Origin of the sequence: Paenibacillus sp. LBL (genome assembly GCF_029893715.1) — a bacterium.
Classification (GTDB): Bacteria; Bacillota; Bacilli; order Paenibacillales; family Paenibacillaceae; genus Paenibacillus_AQ; species Paenibacillus_AQ glucanolyticus.
The window spans coordinates 159,365-185,294 of sequence record NZ_JARXYU010000002.1; the positions used below are offsets into that span (position 1 = coordinate 159,365).

The window sequence follows — 25,930 nt, forward strand, 5'->3', positions numbered from 1 at the left end:
AGGGTTTTTGCACGTGAAATCACTCCTTGTGATGACGAATTCCATGGCTTGCCTCCTATACAATGTACTTAACAAATCACTCGACAATCTAAAAGGGAGGCAGTGCTATGAAAATCGTGATGATCACAGGCAGCAATCGCAAGGAAGCAACCAGTACCGTTTTGGCAAAAGCTTTGGAGGGGCAATTGAGGCGGTTGTTCGTGGAAGTAAACCTGTTCAATCTGTATGAAAGCCCGCTTCCGTTCTATTCGCCGGACGAAATATTCAACCGTCATGAGGGCGTGCGTGAGCTGCAGCGGCTGTTAATGGAGGCAGACGGCATTATTTTGACAACTCCCGAATATCACGGTGGAATGAGCGGGGTGCTTAAGAACGCGCTGGATCATATGGGACAGATGCATTTCTCAGGCAAGCCGGTTCTATCCGTAAGCTCGGCGGGCGGCGCAGTAGGTGTGAGTTCACTGCAGCAAATGCAGGCTACCATTCGCAATCTGCATGGAATTAACAGTCCGGAATGGATCTCCATTGGTGGCTCTCAGCGTGCCATTTATGAAAACGAATCGGCAGAAGGTACAATTGTGCTGGATTACCGTGCCAAGGAAGCCCTTTCCATCTTTATGGAGCTGGTCAAGAAAGTCAGCGGTAAAGAGGAGGCTTTTCCATCGTGATTACACATTTTGCCGGATTGAAATTGAAGACCCTATCCATTCAGGGGGTGAAGCAGTTCTATCATGGACTGCTTCACTTCCCCATCACGCGGGAAAATGAGGTCGAGATCGAATTTCAGCCTACACCTGATTTTTCGCTTGTATTCGAAGAAGTGTTCGAACCCTTATCCCCGGTTCATATCGCGTTTGAAGTCTCCTATTCCCGCTTCAACTCTACGATTCAGCAGCTCGCAGAGCAGCTGCCACTGCTGCAATGGCCCGACGGCGAGGTGGTTGAATGGTTTGATTCCGGTGTGAACGCGTATTTCAAAGACGGCGATGGCAATCTGCTTGAATTTATAGCCCATCACGACTTGAAAGAAGGGGTTCTGACTCCGAATGGTCCTTACGGTGTCCTGTATTTGCGGGAAGTGGGATTGCCTGTAGAGGATCCGGTAGCCGCTAGATTATGGATGAAACGGACGTTGGGACTAACGATTGCCAAGGACTCGGAGCAGTTTGCATTTGTTATTGGGGGAACGGCCCATGCGGTTGTCGTGTCTACCAAGCGCAAATGGATTCCAATCGCGATGTATGCGCTGGCACCGTCGTTAGATTTAACCTATGGGGTTACGGATGATCGCTTTCTGGATCGGGTTCGCTCTTCATTGGATCGCCGGATCATCGTGTCGGATAACGAAAATGGTCTGCAGTTTAGAATGTATGGCTACAATATTCGTTTGAAGAAAACGAGTTTGCCCAAGGATATTGCATCCAGGCTGAATTTGCCGGACACGAGTGAAGGGAAGGGAGACGACATGGACATCAGCGACCAATATTTGGAGGATGGACTCACGGCACTAAGCCGCGGGGGTGAGGTGGGTTGGTTTGAAGGACATGTCGGCGGGGCGTATCTGGCGGCTTATTACATGCAGAAGGAGCATAATCTTCCGCAGGACGTGCGGCAGGGGCTGGCCGCCAATTGCCGGCACTTGCGCAGTCAGCATGAGGATTGGTTTGAGCCCTATCCATCGGAGCTGGCTAAGCCTGAATTAATGGATCAATTGGTAGAAGGATTGCTGCCGAACCTGACAAATCTGAGCACCTCCGGGCATGGGGTGACCCTCGGAGTCCTCGGCCTTAAAGCGCTGCGGGACCGGCCGGATCTGCTGACTCCGTCCATCGTCAGGGGCCTGCTCAAGCTGATGGAAGATGCAGCGCATGAGCATAAGCTTGCCAGGTATTATGGGATTGAGGATTATACCCGGCAAAGTCTGCCGGAACTCTCGTTCTCTGACATACCACCTTACCAGGATGCGTCTGACTTGGCCTCCCGTGCCCTATCGGAGCTGCAGCTGGTGCTGCCGGATCAGCATTATGAGGGCAAGTATTACTTTTTTGCAGGAGAGCTTGAACACGGCATTACGCATGCCCATGCGCTTATTGAACTGGAAAGGCTCGGATACACCCAGCTGGCCAGGCTGGGTCAAGGAAACCACCAGCGGCAGACGATATTGAACCGTCTGAGACCGCGAGAACTCGCGCATCAGGAAATTAAGGTATCGGATGAAGCTTCGATCATGGATTCGTCCTATTGGAGCGGGCTCTATGAAGATCCTCACGCAATCAAAGTGCCCTACGCTGCACTGGCGCTGCTCCAGTATGTGCCGCAAGGTCGAAGAGTGGAGCTGGAACGCGATGTGTGTAAACTGCTCTCCTTGATGAAGTAGGACGAAGGTTATTTTGACAATGGTAAAATATGGTGTTAGGCTGAATAGAGTTGTCTAGAATCTGAAACATTTGTGCTTAAGGCATAAGAATTGGAGGGTATCATGAAGGTTGCAATTGTGGTAGGAAGCATCAGAAAACAGTCGTACAATATGAAGCTTGCAGAATATTTGAAGCTCCGTTATGCGGATCAGATTACATTCGAGATCGTTGGCATTCGCGATTTGCCGCATTACGATCAGGATGTGGAGCTGGATCCGCCTGCGGTGGTCAAAGATTTCAAGGAGCGGATTGCAGCAGCTGATGCTGTGTTATGGATAACGCCGGAGTACAACTACTCCATACCTGGCGTGCTTAAGAATGCACTGGATTGGTTATCCCGCGTCGATAAGGTCATGAACGGGAAGCCGTCCTGGATCATGGGGGCATCGATGGGTCAGCTTGGCACGGTTCGTGCTCAAGAGCATCTTCGGGATATCCTTTTTTCCGTCGGCATTACGTCACCGCTGCTTCCCAATAATGAGGTATATATCGGTGCGGTACATGAGAAGATGGATGAGACCGGTAAGCTGATCCATGAACCGACGATTGGTTTCATCGATATCGTGGTGAACAACTTCATAAACTGGATGAACTCCCGCAAATAATGCTAACGTATGAAGCCCTTTGGCAGTTGCCTGCCGAGGGGCTTTTCCTGTATATTCTCCTCATATCCATGAAATGTGAAAGAAAGGCGAATTTGCTTCGGACGGGGGAGGCTTCGATTGTATACAATCCTTATTGTGGACGATGAACCAATTGTGAGGGAAGGAATTCGAAACCGGATTCCGTGGGCAGAGCACGGCTTTGAATGTATTGGAGATTGCGAGAACGGCCGTGATGCATTGGAAGCTGTGAACCGGCTTCAACCGGACGTCGTGTTGACGGATATTCATATGCCGTATATGGATGGTCTGGAATTATCCCGACATATTACGCAGCAGCACCCCAAGACCAAAATTATCATTTTGACCGGGTTTGACGATTTTGAATACGCCCAGCAGGCCGTGAAGCTGCAGGTGACGGATTTTATTTTGAAACCGGTTACATCCGCGGAGTTAAGAGAACTGCTGGATAAACTGAAGCTGGAAATGGATGAAGAGCGCGGACATGCAGAGCACCTGAAAAAACTCCGGCAGCAGTTGAACGAAAGCCTGGTTCTCCTCAAGGAACGTTTCCTGGAGCGACTGGCAACATCTCCGATGAAAATCACGGAGATTGAGAACAAGCTGACGTATTTTGAAATTCCACTCCATGGCCCGTGTTATATAGCCATGCTGGCGGATATGGATGAACTCCGTTCTGATGAAGGGTGTGTGGATCATGAGCTGCACGCTTTTGCCTTATACAATATCACTCAGGAGATATTAGCGGAGGAGCCGGGAGCAGCGGTCTTTCGGTATAAGGAGAATAAAGTCATGACTATTCTGTCCGGTCTTGGCGAGGAAGAGCTGTACGCAAGGGCACAAGAGCTGGCAGAGGAAATTCGCGTGTCTACGAAACGATTTATGAAATTCACCGTTACCTTAGGAATAGGAACGATCTGCTATCAGCTTCATGCGATACGTTATTCCTGTCGTGCCTCAGAGGCTGCGCTGGAATATCGGCTCCTGATGGGCCATGATCAGGTGGTCAGCATTACGGATCTCGAAAAGCGGGAGACCAGCCCGCTGCATGACGGGAGTGAAAATGAAGCAGCGCTTATAGCCGCAATCCGTGCAGGAACTGCGAATGAAGTGGAGGCGTGCATCAAGCGTTTGATCAGCGAAATTGGAAGCGCTTCAATATCGATTGAGCTATGTTATGTGAGAATTGTACGGGTCATGCTGGCCGTGCTCCAGACCTTAACGGAAATCGGCAGCAACGAGAACGAGTGGGTTGGCATGGAGAAGAGGCTGCTATCCGATTTATACTCATTTCGTTCCCTCGATGAGATTGAACGCTGGCTGCAAGAAGTGTGCGAGCAAGCTTTACGGGACGTAGCCAAGACGAGGAAGGATATTACACGTTCGCAGATGCTGGAAGCGGTGAATTTCATTCACCAACATTATGAGGATGCCCAGCTATCGATTAAGTCGGTATCCAGCCGAATCTTCATGAGCACAAGTTATTTCAGCTCCTTGTTCAAGGCTCATACGGGGAAGACCTTCGTTGAATACGTAACGGAAGTTCGAATGGAGAAAGCCAAAGAGCTGCTGAAGCATTCGCCGATGAGAACCTATGAAATTGCGGCAAGGTCCGGCTACCTGGACCCTCAATATTTTAGCGTGCTGTTTAAGAAGCATACCGGAGTTACCCCCACGGAATACCGGAACAAAATGACGATGGATGGAACAAACTCATGAAATCCTCGCAGCGGATCAAGAGCATTCAGTCCCGCATTGCCAGCTCGTTTGTGATGCTGGTGCTGTTTACGGCACTATTGCTTATTTTTATCTCCTATCGGTTATCCGAATCAGCTGTTCGCGAAACGGCGGAGAGTTATACCTCCGAGCTTATCAATCAAGTGAATGCGAACATCCAAACCTATATTACGGGCATGAAGGACATTTCGCTTGCGACCATGAACAACCCGAACGTGAGGGAATATCTTGCCTCTTCCGAGGAATTGCAGCCGGCTGAATTAGCCCAACTGAAAGCGAAAATATCGGAATATTTCCATTCCATCCGGGTCTCGCGCAAGGATATAGCTTCGATCAACATTTTCGGCGAGGGCGGGACCTTCATTTCCGATCGGACGAATGCAGAGTTAAATCCTTATATTGAGGTTTCCGAGCAGCCCTGGTATCGGCAGGCACAGGAAAACAAGGGGCAGACGGTCATATCGTCGTCGCATGTGCAGCCGGTCATCAAGGGAGAATACCGCTGGGTTGTATCGCTCAGCCGAGAGCTCAGCGGCATTACCCCTACCCAAGGGCTTGGAATCCTGCTGATTGACCTCAATTTCAAGGTCATCAACGACATGCTCAGCAAGCTCGATCTGGGCAACCGGGGTTATGTGTTTGTGATTGACAGCCAGGGGAGGATTGTATACCACCCTCAGCAGCAACTGCTCTACAGCAATCTGAAGACGGAGCGATTGGAACAGGTGCTTCAGGACAAGCAAGGGGGATTTGTTGTGAAGGAGGATGGTGCAAGCCGGATTTATAGCATTAAGGACACGGATTTCGGCTGGAAAATCGTCGGCGTCTTTTACGAGAATGAGCTGGTGGATAATAAGAAGCAGATGCAGCTTTCTTTTGCCGTAGCAGGATTGTTATGCCTCGGGTTAGGCGTGCTGTTCTCTGTTGTCATCTCCCGCAACCTGACCCGGCCTATCAAGAAGCTTCAGGAGAAAATGATGGAGGTGGAGAAAGGGAATTTCGATATTCGCGTTCCTGTAGGGCATTCCAGAGAAATCTCCGGCCTGGCCCGCAGCTTCAACGTCATGGTATCGAAGGTCAAAGAATTGATGAGGCAGATTATGGTTGAACAGGAGTTTAAGAGGAAAAGCGAATTGAATGCCCTTCAGGCCCAAATCAATCCCCATTTTCTGTACAATACACTCGACTCCATCATATGGATGGCCGAGAGCAAGAAGCATGATGAGGTTATTCTGATGACATCGGCTTTAGCTCGTCTGTTCCGGGCGTCACTAAGCAAGGGGAAGGAATTGATACCGATTGCCACGGAAATGGAACACATTACGAATTATTTAAAAATACAGCAGATGCGATATCAGGACAAAATCCGGTATACACTCGATATGGATCCGGAGCTTTATTCTTATCTCACGCTAAAAGTACTGCTGCAGCCGCTTGTGGAAAACGCTATTTATCATGGTATCAAGAACAAGGAAGGCCCGGGAACGATCACCATCACGGGTGCGCATGAAGACCATATGATCGTATTTCAAGTCATGGATGACGGCATCGGAATGGATGAGGCCAAGGTGGAGACCCTCTTAACGTCCAGTGGTGGGAACCAATCGAGGAATAGCGTTGGGATTGCGAATGTCCATCAGCGGATTCAGTTATATTTCGGTGCGGATTATGGCCTGAGTTATACAAGCGAGCCTGGTGCGGGGACGTGCGTAAAGCTGCTCATTCCGGCTATTCATGCGGAGGAACGGCGGGAAAAGGAGGGGGAACTGCCTTGAAGTCCTACTTGAGCATGCGTTATATTGTGATGCTGCTGATTCCTGCCTTGATAGTGGGTTATGCCATTCTTCAATGGTCTAAAGATGAACCCCGGCCCAAGAAGATCATTGTCGGCGTCAAAGCCGTGGAAGAGATCGAATTCTGGAGGGTGCTGATTGAAGGGGTAAACACGGCTTCGCGTGAATTCGGCGTGGACGTTTCGGTGGTAGGACCTCCTCGTGAAATTCAGGTTGACCTGCAAATCCAAATGCTGCAGGAAGCCATTAAGCAGCAGCCGGATGCCATTGTAATGGCCGCAGGCGATTATAACCGCTTGGTCCCCACTGTGGAGTCGATTCGAAAAGCAGGTATTCCGCTAATCATGATTGATTCTGCCGTAAATGGTGATTATGCACAGAGCCTGATCGCTACGGACAATTTCAATGCGGGGCAAAAGGCTGCTGTGGAGCTTGCTGAACGGCTTCCGGTAAATGCCAAGGTCGCTATCGTCAGTTTCGTTCAGGGCACCTCAACGCAGATCGAGCGGGAACAAGGAGTTCGAAGTATACTGGAGCAGCGTGAAGGCACTGAGATTGTCGGCACCTATTACAGTGAGGGCATGGAGGAGAGGGCCTATGAAATCACGATGGAGCTCCTGCGGGAGCGGCCTGATTTGGATGGAATCGTGGGATTGAATGAGCCTTCCACGGTTGGGGCGGGCAGGGCGATTGGAGAACAGGGACTGGTCGGCAAGGTGAAACTCGTTGGTTTCGACAGCTCGATCAAGGAAGTGAAGCTGCTGGAAGAGGGAGTTCTCCAATCTACCATCGTTCAGAAGCCGTTCAGCATTGGCTATTTGGGGATAAAAACAGCCGTATCCCTTATCGAAGGGGATAAGGTGTCTCCTAATGTTTATACGGACTCCGTAATTATCAACAAGGACAATATGTATACCGAGGAAAATCAGAAGCTGCTCTTTCCCTTTGTGGAAGAGTAGCTTTTTTTTTGAGCTTTGGATGGATCGTAGAATATTCAACATGGAACAGAGAATATTCCATTCCCGTGAAACTTACCGGCTTATACAATGATGAATAAATGCATCGATGCTGGAGAGGTGAGAGATTTTGAGTGAAGTGCTGCTGCAGATGGAAGGAATCACGAAGGAATTTCCGGGTGTGCTGGCATTGAACAACTGCCAATTTGAGCTGCGGCGCGGCGAAGTTCATGCGCTGATGGGTGAGAATGGTGCGGGCAAGTCGACCATGATGAAGATTTTGACCGGCGTGTACCAGAAGGATGAAGGTACAGTTACGTACCAGGGGAAACCCGTGGAGTTAACGAATCCGAAAGCGGCTCAAGACGCCGGAATCAGCATGATTCATCAGGAACTGAACCTGGCGCCGGACTTGACGGTTGCTCAGAATATATTCATCGGTCGTGAGCCACGGCGAAGGCTCCGTCTGTTTCTGGATAATCAGGCGCTGCACCGGCAGGTGAAGGCATTGTTCCAGCGAATGGGGCTTGATATGGACCCAGCCGTTCAGGTATCGGAATTAACGGTAGCCAAGCAGCAGATGGTGGAGATCGCCAAGGCCTTGTCCTATAACGCGGATGTACTGGTTATGGATGAGCCGACGGCAGCTTTAAGCGAGACCGAGATCGAAGATTTGTTCCGCATCATTCGTCAGCTTCGCGCCGACGGAGTTGGAATCGTTTACATTTCGCATCGAATGGACGAAATCAAGCGGATTACGGATCGCATTACGGTGATGCGCGACGGGCAGTACATCGATACGGTGTTGACGGCTGAAGTCACCACCCAGGATATTATATCCAAGATGGTTGGCCGGCAGATTTACGAGACCTCGAAGCCGGAAGCCGCGGCAGGCGAGCGCGAGACGGTATTGGAGGTGAAGGGGCTGAATCAAGGCAGAGCCTTGAGAGATATTAGCTTCACCCTGAGAAAAGGAGAGATTCTAGGCATTGCGGGTCTGGTGGGTGCGGGGCGCACCGAGCTTGCGCGAGCGATATTCGGTGCGGACCGTATCCAATCCGGAGAGATATACATCCATGGCTCCAGGGTGAAGATGAGAGGCCCGCATGACGCGGTACGTCTAGGCATCGGGTATTTATCCGAAGACCGCAAGCGATACGGATGCGTTGTTGACCTGGATGTGAAGAGCAATGTGGTCATTGCTTCCTACCCTGAATTTCTCCGTCCCGGCGGATGGATGAATACGGAGAAGATTCGCAAGCAGGCGGAGGATATGGTCGAACGATTGAAGGTCAAAACGCCGCATGTTGACCAAGAGGTAAAGTTCCTCTCCGGCGGCAATCAGCAGAAAGTGGTCATTGGCAAATGGCTGACGCGCGATTGCGATATTCTGATCTTCGATGAACCTACGCGCGGGATTGACGTGGGGGCGAAGAGCGAAATTTACAGATTGCTGAACGAACTTGCGGCGCAGGGCAAATCAATCATCATGATCTCGTCGGAACTGCCTGAGATTCTGCGGATGAGTCATCGGATTCTCGTGATGTGTGAAGGCCGGATTACAGGCGAACTGGATCATGAAGAGGCTACCCAAGAAATCATTATGCATCTGGCAACAGCGAGAATGTAAGCCGTTATCCATACACGTCAGGAGGAATTAGTAGATGAACATTCAAATCAAGTCAGGTGCGCTTCAGCAAGTGCTGGCGCTTGCAAGTTTGGTCGTTCTCATTGTTTTCTTCACGATTTCATCCAGCAATTTTTTTCAGTTCTCCAATATCGTGGGGATTCTTCTCTCCACTGCCGTGATCGGCGTGCTGGCTCTGGGTTCAACCTTTGTCATTATTACGGGAGGCATTGATTTATCGGTTGGTACGGTCATGACACTCAGCGGTGTTATGACAGGGGTATGCATTACGTTCTGGGGTTTGCCGGTTCCTGTTGGTATCCTTGGAGGCATATTGACGGGCGCTTTATGCGGACTTCTGTCCGGAACGGCGGTTGCGAAAATGAAGATCCCGCCTTTTATCGCCACGCTGGCGATGATGATGATAGCCAAAGGGCTGGCGTTAATCATCTCAGGGGCGAAGCCGGTATATTTCAACGACGCCGAGAGTTTTGCAGAGGTCTCCCAAGGCAGCGTGTTGGGCTGGTTGATACCGGGACTCGATATTCCGAATGCAGTGGTCATTTTCTTTGTTGCCGCTATTGTCGGATATCTTATCCTATCGAAGACCATTATCGGCCGATATAACTTTGCGCTTGGCAGCAACGAAGAGGCGACCCGATTGTCGGGCGTTAATGTAGGCTTCTGGAAAATCGTAATCTACACCTTAACCGGCGCCTTTACCGGCCTGGCCGGCGTCATGATGGCATCGAGATTGAATTCGGCCAACCCGGCGCTGGGTGCCGGGTATGAACTGGAAGCTATCGCAGCGGTGGTGATTGGGGGAACTTCACTCAGCGGAGGGAAGGGCACCATTATCGGAACGGTCATCGGTGCTCTGATCATGAGTGTGCTGACGAATGGATTGCGCATTCTGTCTGTGCCTCAGGAGTGGCAGACCGTTGTGGTTGGGTTCGTTATCATTCTTGCGGTGTATGCGGATATTCTTCGCAGACGTAAAGCGTGAAGCGTTTCAAGCGTTTCAATGACGGAATTAAGCTCGATCAGAAGCAGATTGGTTGTGTAGAAACTTCCGGAATGGAGTTCTATAGATGTACATTACTGAAACATAAGGAGAGATTGAGATTATGAAAAAGCTTTTCGTATTGGCTCTGTTTCTCATGCTGACTGCAGGCTTGCTGGCGGCTTGCGGCGGATCAGGCAGTACAGCGACAGGTACCGATAGTCCAAGTGAAGGCGGTTCAAGCTCAGGCACCGGTGCCGAAGGTGAAATCTATATCCCGATCATTTCCAAGGGCTTTCAGCATCAATTCTGGCAGGCGGTGAAAGCTGGAGCTGAGCAGGCTGGGCAGGAGCTGGGCGTACGGATTACCTTTGAAGGACCGGAAACGGAATCCCAGGTGGATAAGCAGATCGAAATGCTGCAGGCTGCACTGGACAAGAAACCAAGCGCGATCGGGTTCGCTGCACTGGATAGTCAGGCTTCGATCCCTTATCTGAAAAAAGCCCAGGAGAACAATATTCCGGTGATCGCCTTTGATTCCGGCGTGGAGAGCGACATTCCGGTAACCACTGCTTCAACAGACAATTTGGCAGCATCTGCTCTTGCAGCGGATAAGATGGCGGAGCTCATCGGGAATGAAGGCAAAATCGCGATGGTGGTCCATGACCAGACAAGTGTCACGGGCGTAAGCCGTCGCGACGGCTTCAAGAAGCAGATCGAAGACAAGTATCCGAATATTGAGATCGTTGATATCCAATATGGGGGCGGAGATCATCTGAAATCCACGGACCTTGCCAAAGCGATGATGCAGGCACACCCGGATTTGAAAGGGATTTTCGGGGCGAATGAAGGATCTGCGGTCGGTGTCATTAATGCGGTAACGGAGATGAAGAAGGAAGGCCAGATCGTGGTGGTCGGCTTCGATTCCGGAAAAGCGCAGATCGATGCCATCAAGAACGGAACGATGGCGGGAGCCATCACGCAAAACCCGGTCGGCATCGGATATGAGACGGTGAAAGCGGCCGTTGCCTCTATCAAAGGGGAGAAGGTAGAACCGCAGATTGATACGGGCTTCTACTGGTATGATAAAAACAACATCGATAGTGACGAAATCAAAGCCGTTATTTATGAATAAAATGAATGAAGGGGAGTCCAAGATGGACTCCCCTTAACGCGACATCCGCTTACGCAGATGCCACCTCCATATTCTGAATCAATTCGTTCAGCCTCCTTTCCGATCATTTAGTCCGGCCGGACAACTATATTAAACCACAGCAGCTGGTGAGACTGAAGCGAATAAATGGCCTTAATTGTTTTTTACCAAGAACCGTATTCATGATGTTGCTATTGGATTGGTCTTCCCAACGGTGCGATCTTTCCTTCATCCCATATACGCTTCCAGATTACATCGACTGTTTCTTCAGCGGAAAGATGGGAGGTATCCAGCCATAAGCCGATTCTCGGCGTTTCTTCCGTTAACCGCCGGTCCAGTTCGTCAATACTCCATATCCCATAACCTGTTTTGTCCCGATGCTGCTCCCGGGTGCAAATGACATCCTGGGAAGGCTTGAGTACGACAACGTATACGGGATGCTCTCCCAGCGATTCGACTATTTCTTGCAGGGCCGGACCCAGAATGACATCCTGAAGAACGACATGAAACCCGGCGTCGACGTACATTCTGGCCGTGTTGGCAGTTATTTTATATCGTAACGCGAGCTGCCGCTCCGCTTCGGCGGAGGCCTCGGGCAGCATTTCTTCTCTGCCCTTGACGATCATCTTTCGAAACATATCACCACGCAGATGGACTCCACGATCGAATCTTTCGGCTAACAGCTGCGCGATGGTAGATTTACCGGCAGCCATAACACCGGTTATAACGATAACGCCGGTTTGACGTAAGCTTGTCAAAAGGAACCCCCCCTTTACATTCAGATGATAAATGAAGGGGAGTCCAAGATGGACTCCCCTTAACGCGACATCCGCTTACGCAGATGCCACCTCCATATTCTGAATCAATTCGTTCAGCCTCCTTTCCGATCATTTAGTCCGGCCGGACAACTATATTAAACCACAGCAGCTGGTGAGACTGAAGCGAATAAATGGACTTAATTGTTTTTTACCTGGGCGCTAGCATGTTATCCAAAATATTTTCGCGGAAAATGAGAGCCTGCAAACCCTTGTCCCACCACATTACTTACTTCGCCGTAAGTATCTCACTTATAAGTACGTACTTCCATAAAGTAAAGTAATGGCTCTACAATGAGCGTGTAACAGCTAACCAATACGCTCATAAGGAGAGATTAACAATATGGAACTTCAATTGGCATTAGACCTGGTGAATATTTCGGAAGCAAAGGAAGTGGTGGCCGAGGTAGCCGAGTTTATCGATATCGTGGAGATTGGAACACCGGTTGTCATTAACGAGGGCCTTCACGCCGTAAAAGCCATCAAGGAGGCATTTCCGCATCTGCGCGTGCTCGCTGACCTTAAAATTATGGATGCTGGCGGTTATGAAGTGATGAAGGCATCCGAGGCTGGTGCGGACATTATCACGGTATTGGGTGTATCCGATGACTCTACCATCAAAGGCGCCGTGGCTGAAGCCCTGAAGCAAGGCAAACAGGTGATGGTGGACATGATTAATGTGAAGGATATCGAGGGAAGAGCACGGGAGATTGATGCATTCGGTGTGGATTACATTTGCGTGCATTCCGGTTATGACCATCAGGCGGAAGGCAAAAACTCCTTCGAAGAATTGGCAGCGATCAAACGTGTAGTCAAAAATGCCAAGACAGCCGTTGCAGGAGGAATCAAGCTGGAGACTCTGCCTGAGGTGATCCAAGCGAACCCCGATCTCGTAATCGTTGGCGGTGGAATCACGGGCCAATCGGATAAGAAAGCCGCTGCTGCCCAAATGCAGCAATGGGTTAAGCAGGCTTAAGGACGATGGATAAACCGATTTTTCAACATGCAGATGTGATTGCCAGGGAGATCTCGGAATCTGTACAGAAGGTCGATGGTACCCAGATTGAGGAATTGATCAAACGAATTATGAGATCCGAGTCTATCTTTGTAGCGGGAGGCGGAAGATCCGGTCTGATGATCCGATCTTTTGCCATGCGGTTGATGCAGATGGGATACAAGGTCCATGTTGTGGGTGATACGGTAACTCCGGCTATTGGAGAGAGGGATCTGATCCTGATCGGTTCAGGCTCCGGCGAGACGCAGAGCTTGGTGGCCATGGCCCAGAAGGCCAAAAGCATCGGTTCTGCCTTAGCGGTTGTAACCATTAAGCCCGAATCCCGATTGGGTAAACTATCAGATACGGTTGTTGTGCTTCCAGGCGCAACCAAAGACCAGAATCAGGATAATCTCGTAACCGTTCAACCGATGGCTTCCTTATTTGAGCAGACCTTGCTGATCGTGCTGGATGCCGTCATACTCAGATTGATGGAACAGAAGAAACTGCAGTCGGACAATATGTTTGGGCTGCACGCCAATCTGGAATAGAAGCTTGATTATGTGAGGTTTTCCATTTTGATGATATGGCCGCGCCCGTTGTATACTATAGGGAGGAAGGGGTGTTAATTATGGCTAGTGAAGTCAAGCAGCGGATTAATCTCAAAGAAATAAACTGCCATAAGGAGTTAACCCTTGCGGTCATCGGCGGCAAATGGAAACTGATCATTCTATGGCATCTTGGCTTGGAAGGCGTCAAACGCTTCGGTGAGCTGAACAGGATGATTCCTCATATCACGCAAAAAATGCTGACCAATCAGCTTCGTGAGCTGGAAGAGGATCAGCTGGTGCATCGAGTGGTTTACCCCGAGGTTCCACCCAGAGTCGAATACTCACTCACGCCTTATGGGGAGAGCTTAATGCCGATCCTGAAACTGATGTACGATTGGGGAAAAGATTACGGCGAGCAGGTTATCTGGAAAGACGGGGATTTGCCTGCTGAGCAAGGTTCAGGACAAGCTACAGTTGAAAAGCTGTAAGCTGTAATACCTCAAAATCGCATATGAATGGCTTCAACATAAATGATAGCAGCAGAGGATTAACTCTAACGATAAGCAGATAAAAGAGCATGTTAAATCATAGAGGGCAGCTCATCATCATGACTCACGCACTCGCTGCAATATGGTATAAACCTCCGGTACATAAGGCGCCGGAGGTTTTTTACTGCTTGAGGCGTGTTTTTTTGTACAGAAGGATTGACATTTGAACGGAGGAGATATAATATCAAAACGTATTAATCGTAATGATTACGATTAATGAATGGAGGGAGTTCAATAAATGAATAATACAAGAATACCGGTTACTGTACTTAGCGGCTATCTCGGATCAGGGAAAACAACGGTTCTTAATCATGTATTGCATAACCGTGAGGGATTGAAGGTAGCTGTCATCGTTAATGACATGAGTGAAGTGAATATTGATGCAGATCTGGTTCGAGGAGAGGGAAGCTTGTCGCGCACAGATGAGAAGCTGGTCGAAATGTCCAACGGCTGTATCTGCTGCACGCTTCGGGAAGATCTGGTGCAGGAAGTACAGAAGCTGGCGGAAGAGAAGCGCTTTGATTACATTCTGATTGAATCAACGGGAATAAGCGAGCCCGTGCCTGTCGCGCAGACCTTTGTCTATCCGGATGAGGTCTCGGGTGTGCAGTTGTCTGACCTCGCCAGGCTGGATTGCATGGTAACGGTAGTGGACGCCAACCGATTCTGGAAAGACTTCTCTTCCGGCCAAAGCCTACTCGATCGGAAGGAAGCGCTGGGTGAAGAGGATACACGGGAAGTGGTCGATCTGTTGATTGATCAGATTGAGATGTGTGATGTGCTGCTGTTGAATAAATGTGATCTGGTAAGCGAAGAGGAATTGACCAAGGTCGAGGGCATACTGCGCAAGCTTCAGCCAAGTGCCAGCATCATTCGTACAGTGAACGGACAGGTTTCCCCTGCGAAAATCCTGAACACCGGGCTTTTTGATTTTGAAAAAGCGAGTCAATCGCCCGGATGGATTCAGGAGCTTCAGAAGGAAGAGCATGTGCCGGAAACGGATGAATACGGCATCAGCTCATTTGTTTACCGGAGAAGAAGACCGTTCCATCCCGAGCGGCTGGCCGAATTCATGGGGGATTGGCCCGAAGAGGTCGTACGCGCCAAAGGAATCGCATGGCTGGCTGTGCGTGAGGATGTGGCTGCAAGCTTAAGTCAGGCGGGTCCCTCCATTCAGTTCGGACCGGCAGGGTACTGGGTCGCTGCATTAACCGAGCAGGAGCAGCAGGAGCTGATTCAGAGCGAACCGGATATCCGGAGAAAATGGGATGGCGTCTGGGGAGATCGGATGACCGAGCTCGTGATGATTGGCATTCAGATGGAGCGGGAGCAAATCGAGCAGGACCTGGATGGATGTCTGTTAACGGACGAGGAAATGCAGCTTGAATGGTCAACATTTAACAATCCGCTGCCATGGATGGTATTAGAAGAGAATGAGTCCCTTATGTAGGACTATATTTTTTGACTGAAATTAATCGTAATGATTACCCATAAAAAAAACAAGCCTTGATTTGATTATCAAGGCTTGTTTTTTTTATGGGTATATTCGACGAATTAAGCATGGGTTCTCATGTTGGTAGCTCGCTGCTTAAGGTCATTCAAAGATATTTCAATTTGGCTATCGAGAGACTCCATTTCTCTTGCGATATCATTAGTATCCATAAGCCCGAATAAATTCCCTTCCAATATTAATGAATTGGAAGAAGTTATTTTTGAACTATTGGTACTAAGATAATTAATTTTAGAATCTATATTGCCCTTGTGACTCCTCATGGAACCGAGCAATCCACTAATATTGCTATCCTTCGTTTCTATGGCTTCAATATTTATGATGTGCGTATTCAGATCTGAACTTAAAGTTTCCAGAGCTGAAATGGTTGCCTTTACATCTTCATATTCTTTCATCAGTATAACAAATGTATTGGCTTGAGATGATAAATTTTCGAGTTCAGGTGCTTGAGTCTTTAGTATATAGTCAACAGAATTCAGTATGGTTAGCTTGCTGTTGAGCTCGCTAGAAGTAAGCTTAGCATGCTCGGTTAGGCTCGGGACTTCTTTTTCAATGATTGCAAGTTCTTTCAGTCCATCAGATAGTTCTGTGCTGGTATTATATGAGCTTACAAGAAACACTTCATTATTTTTAACCGTTTCAAGATAATTATTGGATTTTTCATCGCTTGCTTTTTTTAGCTTCTCATATAATTCATTAAATTCTTGGTACTTCTTGGTGGCAAAAGCATCGTTAGCCGAACTGCTTATTTCCTCAGTGTTTACTGAACAAGCATTCAATAGCATCGCCATTAAAACCACAAATAAATATGTGCAGAATCGTTTTCTTTCTTTCATGATGAACCCCCGAGTTGTTATATTTTGTCATCAGGAATCGACATGAAAATAATATCATATTTACTAGAATGAGTATATAGAATCAAGAATTATAAAAATAAGTAGGTAAAAAGACATAATATTAATGAATGCAACCTCTTGATTTGATCATCAAGGCTTGTTTTTTTGTTCTGCCTATCATCCGTTGAGATAACGGATGGACTGAGCATTCTGGATCGTTTTTGATGTATAATAGGAAGAAGATTCCCAATTCATCGTTTTGATGAAAGAAATCGTTCATTCGAAATTTAATGCTGCAGCATGAACAACATAAATCAGGAGGGCAAGGATATGGCCAAGGCAAAAGTACCAAAGAGACCTACTAGAGATGAGTTTGTACTTGAAGAGCTCGGCAATCAACTTACAGAAGCTTACCAAGAGGAATCTGTGATTGTATTAACGGTATGGGGATGGGAAGAGACGGTTCGCGGACAAATCGATCAAATGGACTCCCGAACAGGGAAGGTACATATGAAACATAATGGTGAGGTTACTAAAGTTTCATTTATGGACATCATGGAAGTGAATTATCCCCGGGAATAAATTATGATTCTATCGGAATTACGCATGTGTTTAAACTACCAGTTACCGCAAGGGGTGTCTCATAAGATCTTAGATCTTGTGAGATGCCCCTGTTCCTGCTGGAAGATGCTCCATGTATGAAACGTTTCTCCCATCGCGGTTGCACTCACATCTCTTGGGATTATTTCCACATGATTTTCACTTTATTGCACCACGCCGCTCAGTAAGTCCTCCCATTCCTGTACGATGCGCGTTTTATCCAGACGATGGCCGATGAGTGTGAGATATCCGCGCTGCAGCCGCAGGGTGCTTGGTTGGCATTCCAGCTGTGAACCCGCCCACTGAACAAGTGTGGGGCCAGTCGAGAGCTGAATATAGCCTTTGGCTCGTATCAGGCTGGACCTGCGCGCGGTCAAAAAGGCTTCGATCACACTTATGCGAAGCGGGATAGGGGTTGGCGCGGATAACGTTAAGGTATCCAGACCCGAGAAGGAGGGATTTGTCTGCTCTGACTCCACTCCATGTTGATGGCGGTGATTCGCGAATATTGGGGCTCCCTGGGGATGAGGCTCATGTTTGAGGGCCTCTTCACTCCATGGTGTGTCTTGAATTTGATCTGTGAGAACATCCGCTGGCAGTGAGAATTCACGAAACACTTCCAGCTCATCTATACGGCTGTAATCGGTCACGGACAGGCTTGCGGCCGTGTTTATTTTTCGTATGGAAGTGATGACCTTGTTGAGATGTTTCTCTTCGCATTCACCCGCTTTGTTAAGGATGATAGTATCCGCGAAGCTGATTTGTCCCCGTAGGGTACGGACCAGTTCGCGGCTGGATGCGAAGAAGCTGTTGTATTCCAGAAATTTGCTGCCGTCGGCCAAAGCGATTTTGCGCTGGATCGATATGCGATCCACAAGGGACGGATCCTGCAGATCCTCAAGAATCTGCTCAGGGTTCGCGACTCCGGTGGTCTCAATAAATATGAGATCAGGTTTCTGATCTAACAGGGTGTTCAGAGCTTGCCCAAGCTCGCTTCGTTTGGTGCAGCAGATGCAGCCGTCAAGCAGCTTCTCGATCGGAAGATCCGGCATTTCGCCGGATACGATAGCCCCATCCACGTCCTGATCGCCCATCTCGTTCATCAATACGGCTGTCTTCCACTGCTGCTTGGCGGCATAATCCAGCAGTCTGAGCAGCAGCGTTGTTTTGCCGCTTCCCAAAAAACCGCTAATCATAATTACAGGCACTTTGCTCATCGGTTCCTTACCTCCCGGTATCTTTAATATTGGAATACAGTTCATCAAACTCCGCCACGGAGTCCGCATTTGTAAAAATGTACGGGGATGCCGGCTGCTCAATCCGTTGAATTTTTTCGGCTTGCACTTGAAGAGTTTTCTCACCATTTAGGGTACTCACCTGGATCGTGCCATCGATCTGAACCCATGTGTCATTGTCAAAAGACGAAGCATTCGCGCCGCGGACAATAATGCCAAACGGGATGGCGTCAGCGGTGCAGCACATGACAAGGAATCGGCTGACGGCAAACGTGTCTATTAACATATGTTTATCCCGATGGACGAAACCTTGGACTGTAATGGATTTTCCTTGAAACTGCTGTTTATACATATCGATGGCACCGACGGTCTCCGAGAAAATGTCAGGTTCAACCGAAATGACGGAAAGCGTATATAAACGCTTGGCGAGCTCTGCGAATTCCACGCTGTAGATGTCCTTGGCAATAAACAGCTCCTGCTGCGAGGCGTCTTGGGTCGCCGATTGATCAGCAGATAGAGAGTGGTTATTTGTCTCAGAGGCTGCAGAGGCGTTCTGGTCCTCGGCCTTACGGCGGACATCCGGGTTCGGATAGGTGTAGATCATGCCTTTTTTGGAAGCCATGTCGCTTCCAAGAGCTTGATTCGGCAGAAGCTGGCCGAACAGCAGCGGTACTGCGAACAACCCGTAGACGGTCATGTTTTTGACAAAGCCGTTAGGCAGGGGATGCTCGCAATCACACACTTCTCCGGTATCACCCCCAAGAGCGTGCCACAGCATACCGAATGCAATGAATAGAAGCGGGACCGGACAGAGCAGCAGCAGGGTCTGCATGTGTGGAGCCAGGTAATAATGAAGAGAATCTGTAGCATTCAGATGCATGATATAGAAGGCAAGAGCTGCAATGAGCAGCGACCGAAGCACATAATGGCCCCGTATAGCCAAGCTGGAAATCATCGTTTACATCAGCCTCCTCCCCAATAAGCTAACCTCGAAACAGAGCATCAACGGCTATAGAGCCGATAAAGACCAGCGTGATAACCAGCAGGCTTAGACCGATTACGAATTTGGTCTTGAACGTAGCGGACAGCATAAGCAAGCTTTTGAAATCCAGCATCGGGCCGAGAACAAGAAAGGAAACCAGCGGACCGACCGAAAAGCTGTGCGTGAACGCAGACGCGACAAAGGCATCCGAAGTCGAGCAGAGCGACAATATAAACGCAAACCCCATCATGAACAGATAAGAGGCGGCAGGACCGTTTCCTAATGCCAACAATTCATCCCTTGGAATGAAGGATTGGATACAGGCGGTCAAGAACGCGCCAAGAACCAGATACTTGGTCATTTCAATTAATTCGTCTCCGGCGTGAACAAACATGCTCCTCCATGTTTTAGGGTGCTCATGCATTTTCCGTCCCCCATTGACGGAGCCCTGTTCGGTAAACTCCTGAAAGGATCGCTTGAGCGGATTATGTTTGGAGAATACATATACGATTAAACCTATCGTCACGGCAACGGCCAATGCTAGTCCCATCCGGCCGATCACCACTTCGGGATGCGAGCGGAAGGCCATGATGGTTGCGGCGAACACGACCGGATTCAGTATGGGGCCGCTGAGGATAAAGGTGACAGCGATGTAGGCAGGCATTCCTTTTAACATCAACCTTCGGACGACCGGTATCATCCCGCATTCACATATGGGAAGCACGATGCCCAGCATGGAAGCAAACAAGACGCCGATGAGCGGATTTTTGGGTATAAGACGGCGCACCCATTGCTCTTTTACAAACATTTGCAGAAGGGACGAGAGCAGCACGCCTAGCAAAACAAAAGGTAGCGCCTCAAGGAAGATGCCAGTAAAAATGGTTTTGACCTGCTGCATGTCAAGGATTTCGACGAGCCTGGAACCAGAACCATTTTGGAGCCATATCGTTAAGACCGGAATCACGAAGACAAGCGGCAGGATGAAGGGCAGCATTTTAAATACAACGGGATGTCTCATCAAGTCCTCCTGAAGCGAAATGTTCTTAGCACATTCTATGCTTGGACAATCGGCAACATACGTGTTTTTAATAATTTAATCAAAAAGATTACGATTTGGAACGGGCGCATCATCCTGGTAGCGTGAAGTCCAAAGTCATGGTATATTAAAAAAAGTTATCTATGTGTTACTGGCGTAACTTGGGTCACCAAGAGGGAGCACATAGGATCATATGCCGTACGCCTGGGCAAGAGGTAAGGAGACAGAGATGTCGCCTTGCCTCTTTATGTTTATTACAATAACAATGGCGAAGGAGCGGATGTGCAATGAGTAAGGAACCTGTGATTTTGGATGGAAAGCTGGTATCCGACGATATCAAGGCCAAGCTGGCCGTGAAGGTGCAGGAGCTTAAGGAGAAAGGGGTAACCCCTTGCCTGGCAACGATATTGGTAGGAGAAGATCCGGCTTCGGCAACCTATGTGCGAATGAAGGGAAATGCCTGTGAGCGGCTTGGAATTATATCTAAAAAAGTGGTGCTAGACGAGTCGACAACAACGGAGGAACTGATGGCAGCCATTCAAGAGCTGAATGAGGATCCCAATGTTCACGGCATTCTGCTGCAGCATCCGGTACCCCATCATATCGATGAACGAGCGGCTTTTGATACCATCCATATTGAAAAAGATGTGGACGGGGTCACCACGCTTGGGTTCTCGCAAAATGCGTTTGGTTTTGCCGAATATCCTTCCTGTACGCCTGCGGCGATACTTGCGATTATGGATTATTACAACCTGCCGATTGAAGGGAAACATGCCGTCATTGTTGGACGCAGTCCGATTCTCGGCAAGCCGGTATCGATGATGCTGCTGAATCGCAATGCTACGGTTACGATCTGTCATTCGAGAACGAAGGATCTCGCCAATATTGTCTCGCAGGCGGATATTGTTGTTGCTGCCGTAGGCAAACCCAATTTTATTCAAGGGAACTGGATCAAGCCGGGGGCCGTTGTATTGGATGCAGGCTATAACAAAGGGAATATCGGTGACTGCGATTATGAAGCTTGCGCGAAGGCTGCTTCCGCGATTACGCCGGTACCTGCCGGCGTGGGTCCTGTTACGATTGCTACGCTGCTGAAGCATACCGTAGAATCGGCTGAGCGAACCGTGCAAGTCTAAGGGGAAAGCCATAGACCATCTACATGTTAAGTTAAGGGGAACCAAGAATAATCCCCTTCGAATCGCTTTATCAACGCCAAAGTTTGGATCTTAGAGAGGTATGGTCTATAAAATGATAGGCCCTAGGCCTGCAATTTCACGGACGCCCGGAGGTCATGGTATAGTTAGAGAAATGCGAAATCGAAGGGGAGAGCTTCATGCATACACGAATCAAAGCCTGTTGTGCGGCTCCGGTGATCAGTGAATGAAGAACACGATCGCCGATATCGCTCACAAAGCCGGAGTTGCCAAAAGCACGGTCTCCCGTTTCTTAAACGGAGGATCCGTAAGCCATGCGACACGCCGAAAGATTGAGCAGGTCATTCAGGAAACCGGCTATATTCCGAATTCTTTTGCACAGAGCTTAAAAGCGAAAAAAACCAGTATGATCGGCACCATTATGCCGCGTCTGGACTCATTTTCCGCATCGCAGACCGTGGCCGGAATGGACGAAGAACTAAGGGAACACGGATATCAGCTTCTCATCATTAATGCAAGCCAGGATTTATCCCGAGAGATTGAGGCGCTGTATGACCTCGCCAGACAAAAAATATCAGGGATCATTCTATTCGCCACACAGGTGACGGAGACGCATCTTGCCGCGATTAAAGAGATCGGCATTCCCGTTCTTCTGCTCGGACAACAGCACAAGGATGTTCACAGCATGATTTATAACGACTATGCCGCAGGCTATGACATGGGGCGTTATGTACTGTCCAAGGGACATCGTAACATAGCTTATATTGGTGTTACGGAAAAAGACGTTGCAGTTGGGGTCAAACGAAAGGAAGGATTTCTGAAAGCGGTGAGCGAGCATGTTGGTGTGGAAGTGAATCTCGATCTCTATGAAAGTGGATTTAAAATGTCAGATGGCGTTCAGACCGCGTTGACGATTTTCCAATCTAATCGAACGCTGCCAACGGCGGTGGTCTGCGCCACGGACAACATCGCGCTTGGCGTGATGAAAGCTGCGCATATGAAGGGCATTCAAATTCCCAGCGAACTCTCCGTTACCGGATTTGGCGGATACGATGTAACCGAGGTGATTCACCCCGGATTGACCACGGTTAAATATGGATATTTTCAAGCGGGGCACCTCGCTGCACAGCATATTATCAAGCTGGTCAACGACGAGCCTGCGGATCTCCTGACGGTCATGAATTGCGAGATGATTCATCGGGAAAGCGTTGACAATCTGAATTAGTTATTTTATACTAAAAACGGAACCGGTTCCAACTCAGGCGTTTGCTGCTTGTAATGGAACTGAGTTCATTATTTTTAAACTTGATTGGAACCGGTTCCACTATGATTGGTTTTGTTCACGTACACCTGCAGCACGTCTGTTTGATTCTTTAGTTAGCCCATTTATAAGGAGAAGAGATATGGACAGAGAACTGAAATACCGCCGCCTGAATCAGGCTTCTCCCGAAGAGATTGCTTCATTAAGGAGGCAGGCGAGACGAAGCGAATGGAGACAGACGTTTCACATACAGCCCGTCATGGGGTTGATGAATGATCCCAACGGATTTTCTTATTATAACGGGGAATATCACTTGTTTTATCAATGGTTTCCTTTGGGGACGTTTCATGGCTTGAAATATTGGTATCATACTTCCTCGAAGGATCTGGTGCATTGGCATAACAAAGGCATCGCCATTGAACCAGGGCAGCTGTTTGATGCTTATGGCGCATATTCAGGCAGCGGGATCGTGAAAGACAACAAACTGTATCTGTTATATACCGGGAATGCCCGGGACGAGGAATGGAACAGGCAATCTTATCAATGCATGGCTGTGATGGACCGCGACGGATCGATCACGAAGCTTGATAAGCCGCTGATCGATCATGTGCCGGACGGATATACCGAACACTTCCGGGATCCGAAAGTATGGAAAGACCAAGACAAATACCGGTTCGTCATCGGCGCCCAAAGGGTTGATCAGACCGGTTCGGCAGTCATCTACGAATCTTCGGATTTGCTGTCTTGGGAATTCAAAGGGGAGATTCAAACCCGTCTTGAGCATTTCGGCTATATGTGGGAATGCCCTGACTATTTTGAACTGGAAGGCCAAGGGGTGCTGCTGTTTTCACCACAAGGGCTGCTTCCGGAGGATGACCATTTTCAAAACATATATCAATCCGGCTATATTTCAGGTAAACCGCTGAAGAGGGATACGCTGGAGTTGGATCACGGCTCCTTTTGCGAGCTGGACAGAGGTTTTGATTTCTACGCGCCGCAGACCATGCTGGATGAGAAAGACCGGCGCATCATGGTGGGCTGGATGGGTTTGCCGGATATCGGGTATCCCACCGACTCGCATGGCTGGGCCCATTGTTTGACGCTTCCTCGTATGCTTACGTTCCGTGAAGGCAGGTTGAATCAACAGCCGGTCCCCGAGCTTCAGGTGCTCCGCAACAAGGTCGCAGAGGCAGCGGATACGCTTCACAGCGAAGTGAAGAGTTACAAGGGGGTGCAAGGGACCGCATTCGAGATGATATGCGAGTTCCAAGCAATCGAAGCGGACGTTGTTGGCATTGAATTTCGGGCTGGCGAAGGGGAACGAACCGTTATTCGATATGAATCCGGCAAACGGAAGGTTACGCTGGATCGCTCTTCTTCGGGAGCATCGATTGTCAGTGATTACGGAACGGTTCGATCCTGTAAGCTGCCAACCGAAAGAAATTCGATCAAATTTCATCTGTTTGTGGACATCTCTTCGGTCGAGCTGTTCATCAACGATGGCGAAGAGGTGTTTACAAGCCGGATTTTTCCGAAGTGGGAGAGCCGAAATATTCGATTTTTTGTACAGAACGGCAGTGCCGGCTTGAAGGTCGCGAAATGGGATCTGACCGAAGCCGTAAAAGATAAAGAAGGGGATGTATGAACATGGCAGCGGATAATCGGGAAATCGCAAGGCAGGTAGTGGAAGCCATTGGCGGCAGGGAGAACATCGCTTCCTTTGCCCATTGTGCAACCAGACTGAGAATCATGGTTTATGATCAGAAGAAGATTGACCAGAAGAAGGTTGAGCAGATCGATAAGGTTAAGGGAGCTTTTTTCAACTCCGGGCAATACCAGGTCATTTTCGGAACAGGAACCGTCAATCAGATTTTTGAAGCGGTCGAATCCCTTGGAATGGAGAGCACAAGCAAGGAAGAATTGAAATCTCAGGCGAAAAAGTCGGGGAATCCGTTTCAGCGGGCGATTCGCACATTCGGTGACGTGTTTGTGCCGATTATCCCTGTACTGGTCGCCACTGGCTTGTTCATGGGATTACGGGGCTTGCTGACCCAGGATACCGTGCTTGCCTGGTTCGGTGCGACACCGGATGATATCTCGGCTAATTTCCTGCTCTTCACCCAGGTACTGACGGATACGGCTTTCGCTTTTTTGCCAGCCTTGGTGGCATGGTCCGCATTCAGAGTGTTCGGAGGAAGCCCCGTGCTCGGTATCGTCCTGGGATTGATGCTGGTTAACCCGGCTCTTCCCAATGCGTACAGCGTCGCCAACGGTTCGGCTGAGGCACTCATGATCTTTGATTTCATTCCGGTCGTCGGGTATCAGGGCTCGGTCCTGCCGGCATTCTTCATTGGACTGCTGGGCGCGAAATTCGAGAGATTTTTGCGAAAACGCATTCCTGACGCCATCGATCTGATCGTTACGCCATTTTTAACCTTGCTTGTTATGATTACGCTTGGCCTGTTCGCGATCGGTCCCGTATTCCATTCCCTGGAAGAGGTCGTGCTGAACGCAACAACCTTCTTGCTGGAGCTGCCATTCGGTATCGCGGGTCTGGTCATCGGTTTCTTCAACCAGATTATTGTGGTTACCGGCGTGCATCATATATTCAACTTCCTGGAAATTCAGCTGCTTGAGAAGACAGGAAGCAATCCGTTTAATGCGATCGTGACCAGTGCGATGGCAGCTCAAGGTGCAGCTTGTCTGGCTGTCGGACTCAAAACGAGAAATAAAAAGCTCAAGGCATTATCCCTGCCATCGGCATTCTCGGCCTTGCTGGGAATCTCCGAACCTGCAATCTTCGGGGTCAACCTCCGTTACGTCAGACCGTTTGTTATCGGCTTGATCGGTGGCGGTGTGGGCGGTTTCATGGCTTCCATCTTTCAGCTTGAGGCCACAGGCATGGCAATTACCGTTATCCCGGGCACGCTGTTATACTTGAACAGCCAGCTTCCACTTTACGTTTTGTGCAATGTAACGGCGATGGCGATTGCATTTGTACTGACCTGGATGTTCGGATTCAATGATAAAATGCTGGAAGAGGTTCGCTCGGAAGCAAATTAAAGCCATAAGGAAAGTCCGCCTTAACACGCGGGCTTT

Annotated in this window: 23 protein-coding genes and 1 riboswitch; of the genes, 18 read left to right on the forward strand and 5 right to left on the reverse strand. The window is 49.0% G+C overall.

Annotated elements, in window-relative coordinates:
* Positions 1–107 precede the first annotated feature (107 nt).
* The 9 genes from M2277_RS05975 to M2277_RS06015 all read left to right on the forward strand — a co-directional run bounded on the left by M2277_RS05975 (position 108) and on the right by M2277_RS06015 (position 11,291).
* Positions 108–668, forward strand: a complete 561-nt coding sequence (locus tag M2277_RS05975) for an NADPH-dependent FMN reductase (protein ID WP_063479910.1) — start codon at positions 108–110, stop codon at positions 666–668.
* Positions 665–2,377: a VOC family protein gene (locus M2277_RS05980; protein ID WP_280754365.1), complete on the forward strand. Its 1,713-nt coding sequence runs from the start codon at positions 665–667 to the stop codon at positions 2,375–2,377. Before M2277_RS05975 ends, M2277_RS05980 begins: the two co-directional genes overlap by 4 nt.
* 102 nt (positions 2,378–2,479) lie before the next feature.
* Positions 2,480–3,022 (forward strand): NADPH-dependent FMN reductase, encoded by a 543-nt coding sequence (locus M2277_RS05985; RefSeq protein WP_006211008.1) that lies wholly within the window; start codon positions 2,480–2,482, stop codon positions 3,020–3,022.
* A 117-nt stretch (positions 3,023–3,139) separates the two neighbouring features.
* Positions 3,140–4,759, forward strand: a complete 1,620-nt coding sequence (locus tag M2277_RS05990; protein WP_148247034.1) for a response regulator — start codon at positions 3,140–3,142, stop codon at positions 4,757–4,759.
* A complete protein-coding gene (locus M2277_RS05995) occupies positions 4,756–6,552 on the forward strand; it encodes a cache domain-containing sensor histidine kinase (protein WP_280754366.1) in 1,797 nt (598 codons plus the stop codon). The genes M2277_RS05990 and M2277_RS05995 overlap by 4 nt, the downstream gene beginning before the upstream one ends.
* Positions 6,549–7,529 carry a substrate-binding domain-containing protein gene (locus tag M2277_RS06000; protein ID WP_036637103.1) on the forward strand — a complete coding sequence of 327 codons (981 nt, stop codon included), beginning with the start codon at positions 6,549–6,551 and terminating at the stop codon, positions 7,527–7,529. Before M2277_RS05995 ends, M2277_RS06000 begins: the two co-directional genes overlap by 4 nt.
* A gap of 127 nt (positions 7,530–7,656) precedes the next feature.
* Positions 7,657–9,156 carry a sugar ABC transporter ATP-binding protein gene (locus M2277_RS06005; protein ID WP_280754367.1) on the forward strand — a complete coding sequence of 500 codons (1,500 nt, stop codon included), beginning with the start codon at positions 7,657–7,659 and terminating at the stop codon, positions 9,154–9,156.
* Positions 9,157–9,190: 34 nt separating this feature from the next.
* Complete coding sequence (locus M2277_RS06010; protein ID WP_006211005.1) at positions 9,191–10,159, forward strand: ABC transporter permease; 969 nt, start codon at positions 9,191–9,193, stop codon at positions 10,157–10,159.
* 112 nt (positions 10,160–10,271) lie between these two features.
* Positions 10,272–11,291 carry an ABC transporter substrate-binding protein gene (locus M2277_RS06015; RefSeq protein WP_422740264.1) on the forward strand — a complete coding sequence of 340 codons (1,020 nt, stop codon included), beginning with the start codon at positions 10,272–10,274 and terminating at the stop codon, positions 11,289–11,291.
* A gap of 209 nt (positions 11,292–11,500) precedes the next feature.
* Here M2277_RS06015 and M2277_RS06020 read toward each other — a convergent pair whose 3' ends face one another.
* The gene (locus M2277_RS06020; protein ID WP_063479902.1) at positions 11,501–12,067 is read right to left on the reverse strand and encodes an AAA family ATPase; all 567 of its coding nucleotides are present in this window, start codon (positions 12,065–12,067) and stop codon (positions 11,501–11,503) included.
* A gap of 400 nt (positions 12,068–12,467) precedes the next feature.
* Here M2277_RS06020 and hxlA point away from each other — a divergent pair, with 400 nt between their 5' ends.
* The 4 genes from hxlA to M2277_RS06040 all read left to right on the forward strand — a co-directional run bounded on the left by hxlA (position 12,468) and on the right by M2277_RS06040 (position 15,667).
* Positions 12,468–13,100 carry a 3-hexulose-6-phosphate synthase gene (gene hxlA / locus M2277_RS06025; protein ID WP_006211004.1) on the forward strand — a complete coding sequence of 211 codons (633 nt, stop codon included), beginning with the start codon at positions 12,468–12,470 and terminating at the stop codon, positions 13,098–13,100.
* A 5-nt stretch (positions 13,101–13,105) separates the two neighbouring features.
* Positions 13,106–13,669 (forward strand): 6-phospho-3-hexuloisomerase, encoded by a 564-nt coding sequence (hxlB, locus tag M2277_RS06030; RefSeq protein WP_148247039.1) that lies wholly within the window; start codon positions 13,106–13,108, stop codon positions 13,667–13,669.
* An 80-nt stretch (positions 13,670–13,749) separates the two neighbouring features.
* Positions 13,750–14,157 (forward strand): winged helix-turn-helix transcriptional regulator, encoded by a 408-nt coding sequence (locus M2277_RS06035; RefSeq protein WP_006211002.1) that lies wholly within the window; start codon positions 13,750–13,752, stop codon positions 14,155–14,157.
* A gap of 298 nt (positions 14,158–14,455) precedes the next feature.
* Entirely contained in the window at positions 14,456–15,667 is a 1,212-nt protein-coding gene (locus M2277_RS06040; RefSeq protein WP_036637117.1) for a GTP-binding protein, read from the forward strand.
* Positions 15,668–15,771: 104 nt separating this feature from the next.
* Here the strand turns inward: M2277_RS06040 and M2277_RS06045 are convergent, their stop codons facing one another.
* Positions 15,772–16,563, reverse strand: a complete 792-nt coding sequence (locus M2277_RS06045; RefSeq protein ID WP_280754369.1) for a hypothetical protein — start codon at positions 16,561–16,563, stop codon at positions 15,772–15,774.
* 330 nt (positions 16,564–16,893) lie between these two features.
* Between M2277_RS06045 and M2277_RS06050 the strand changes: the two genes are divergently transcribed.
* A complete protein-coding gene (locus tag M2277_RS06050; protein ID WP_006211000.1) occupies positions 16,894–17,145 on the forward strand; it encodes a YolD-like family protein in 252 nt (83 codons plus the stop codon).
* A gap of 182 nt (positions 17,146–17,327) precedes the next feature.
* Here M2277_RS06050 and M2277_RS06055 read toward each other — a convergent pair whose 3' ends face one another.
* Genes M2277_RS06055 through M2277_RS06065 form a run of 3 tightly spaced genes read right to left on the reverse strand, consistent with a single transcriptional unit; the run spans position 17,328 to position 20,398 of the window.
* Positions 17,328–18,380, reverse strand: a complete 1,053-nt coding sequence (locus M2277_RS06055; RefSeq protein ID WP_280754370.1) for a CobW family GTP-binding protein — start codon at positions 18,378–18,380, stop codon at positions 17,328–17,330.
* Positions 18,381–18,387: 7 nt separating this feature from the next.
* Entirely contained in the window at positions 18,388–19,353 is a 966-nt protein-coding gene (locus tag M2277_RS06060; RefSeq protein ID WP_280754371.1) for a TIGR03943 family putative permease subunit, read from the reverse strand.
* A gap of 28 nt (positions 19,354–19,381) precedes the next feature.
* Positions 19,382–20,398 (reverse strand): permease, encoded by a 1,017-nt coding sequence (locus M2277_RS06065; RefSeq protein WP_280754372.1) that lies wholly within the window; start codon positions 20,396–20,398, stop codon positions 19,382–19,384.
* Between the two features lie 155 nt (positions 20,399–20,553).
* Positions 20,554–20,633: riboswitch (ZMP/ZTP riboswitch) on the forward strand.
* Positions 20,634–20,703: 70 nt separating this feature from the next.
* On the opposite strand from M2277_RS06065, the gene M2277_RS06070 reads away from it, so the two are divergent.
* The 4 genes from M2277_RS06070 to M2277_RS06085 all read left to right on the forward strand — a co-directional run bounded on the left by M2277_RS06070 (position 20,704) and on the right by M2277_RS06085 (position 25,894).
* Entirely contained in the window at positions 20,704–21,552 is an 849-nt protein-coding gene (locus M2277_RS06070) for a bifunctional 5,10-methylenetetrahydrofolate dehydrogenase/5,10-methenyltetrahydrofolate cyclohydrolase (protein WP_280754373.1), read from the forward strand.
* 244 nt (positions 21,553–21,796) lie between these two features.
* Positions 21,797–22,795 carry a LacI family DNA-binding transcriptional regulator gene (locus M2277_RS06075; protein WP_063479896.1) on the forward strand — a complete coding sequence of 333 codons (999 nt, stop codon included), beginning with the start codon at positions 21,797–21,799 and terminating at the stop codon, positions 22,793–22,795.
* Positions 22,796–22,973: 178 nt separating this feature from the next.
* Entirely contained in the window at positions 22,974–24,476 is a 1,503-nt protein-coding gene (locus tag M2277_RS06080) for a glycoside hydrolase family 32 protein (protein ID WP_280754374.1), read from the forward strand.
* Complete coding sequence (locus M2277_RS06085; protein ID WP_280754375.1) at positions 24,473–25,894, forward strand: sucrose-specific PTS transporter subunit IIBC; 1,422 nt, start codon at positions 24,473–24,475, stop codon at positions 25,892–25,894. Before M2277_RS06080 ends, M2277_RS06085 begins: the two co-directional genes overlap by 4 nt.
* Positions 25,895–25,930 lie beyond the last annotated feature (36 nt).